At 66.3% G+C, this 2,291-nt stretch carries 1 pseudogene; it reads left to right on the top strand.

Annotation, left to right across the window (positions count from 1 at the left end):
- Nucleotides 1-2,291, top strand: a pseudogene (locus tag EP28_RS14440) (hypothetical protein); the annotation flags it as partial.

Here is a 2,291-nt window from a genome sequence, read left to right as displayed (position 1 = left end):
GTCGTTCTTCTTCAACGACGGCGAGCGCCTGATCGAGATGACCGTCGTCCCCGGAACCGGTGAAGAGTCGTACGAGCTCACCGTCCCGACGAAGGTCTTCAACGACGTCCGGCGCTTCCGGGACAACGTCGTGACCGGCCTCACCACCACGTTCGACGGGAACGCGTCGGACCTGAACGAACTCAGAAAGCTCGTCGGCGGGCAGAACGCGCCCGTGCGTACAGGAACGCATCACATGGGTCTGCATCCGGAGACGGGCGAGTTCGTGACACCGCAGGGCGTCCTCACCGCCGACGGGTGGATCGACAACCCCGAGACGGCGTACATCGAACGCGAGATCAGCGCCGAACGCGCCTGGTCGCTGACGCCCGACGACCACACAGAGTACGACCCGCAGGAGGTCGCCGAGATCCTCGAACTCGTCCCGCAGTCGCGCTTCAGCGAGCGGTTCCTGCCGGCGGTCGGCTGGCTCTACACGGCCCCGCTACGCCCGTACGTCCAGGACTGGGAGGGGCAGTTCAACACCCTCCACGTCACCGGCGAGACGGGAGCGGGGAAGTCCAGTTCGCTCAGCGTCCTCTGGCAGCTCCTCGGGATGAACGGGGAACCGATGGCCTGCGACGACACGAAGTTCGCCCTGCTGACGTCGATGGCCTCGACGAACTCAATCCCGATGTGGTTCGACGAGTACAAGCCCGGAGACATGAAGGACTGGGAGGTAGACCGCTTCCAGAACCTGATGCGTTCGACCACCCGCGGCGGCGTCGCCACCCGCGGGAACGCCGACAAGTCCACCGAGGAGTACGAGCTGAAAGCGCCGCTAATGATCTCGGGCGAGCAGTCCATCCAGGGGCCGGCCGAGGAGCGGCGGAGCATCCAGACGCGCTTCCGCGACGGCGTGAAGGAACCCGGCTCTTCGACGAAGGAAGCGTTCGCTCACCTCACCGGGATGGCGTACGACGCCGGTGGAGAGACGCGAGAGCCTGAAGGCTACGACCTGGAACAGCACGCCCTCGCCTACTACCAGTTCGTCCTCCGGCAGGACGAGGAGACGCTGAAGGCCCTCTGGCTGGAGTCTCGGGAACACGTTCGGGAACTGCTCACCGCGAACGACGTCACCGGCGTGGACGATCTCCCGCGACAGGGCATCCAGACGGTCCACTTCGGGATGGCCCTGTACCGTCGCTTCGCCGAGCAGATGGCCGACGAGGCCGGTCTATCGGTGGACGACCTCGACCTCCCGACTGACGAGGAACTCAACGAGGCGATGCTCTACATCGCCGAGCAGTTCGGTGACGGCGGGTCGCGGAAGTCGCACCTGGACCGGTTCATGGAACTCGCGTCCCGCGCGGCGACCGAGGACTACCTCGAAGAGGGGAAGCACTTCACCTTCGTGAACGCCGGCGAGGCCGACGAGCAGCTGGCTCTGAAGCTCTCCAGCGTCCACGACCGCGTCTCGAAGTACGTCCGGGACCACGGCCTCGAAGGTGAGGACCTGCTGAACACGGCGAAGGACTACCGTGACCGGATGAGCGAAGAGGCCGATGACTTCGACTCGTACGTCGTCACGCACTCGCAGTACACACCGCCCCTCGCCCGGTGCGCACGGATTGACACCGAGTTGGCGGAGGACCAGCTGGAGTTCAGCCGTCTCGGGTTCGGTGCGGAACCGCGGGACGAGAAAGCCGTCGAGAGCGGTGGCGACGACGATGACGACGGCGGGTCCCGGCCCGATCACCCCGACGCCGTACCCATCGGAGAGATCGACCCGAGCAAGCAGGACGTCGCGTCGGTGATCGGCACGGTCGAGTTCGGAAAGTTCGACGGTCGCAGCACTCAGGAAGGGACGCCAGCGTGGACGGCGACGCTGTCCGACAAGACCGGCGAGGCCGAACTCGTCGTCTGGAACGAAGAAGACATCCCGCAGATGTACGACTCGACCGGCCTGTTCGACGCTGACGCGCTCCACGTGAAGGGCGCGGAGACGGGCGAGTACGACGGGAAGCTCCAACTCGTCGTCGGCAGCAACACCGCTGTGGAGCGTGCTCAGCTGGGCGCAGGCGACACGGCCGGTGTGACTCCGGACGAGGACCAGGGGCAACTCGAAGCGTCTTCGGACCAGACAGCCGAGGCCGACGGCGGCCAGGTCCCCGACGTCGTGGACGACCTCGCTCCGCGCGACGACGAGGACGACGTCGAGGACGACACGACCAGCAGCGTTCCCGAGGACGCGGAAGGGATGCTCGCCGACGCCCGCCGTCTCGTCGAGCTCCTGGAGCAGCGCGGCATCG

Source organism: Halorubrum sp. BV1, from assembly GCF_000746205.1.
GTDB lineage: Archaea > Halobacteriota > Halobacteria > Halobacteriales > Haloferacaceae > Halorubrum.
This window is presented reverse-complemented; position numbering and strand designations above follow the sequence as displayed.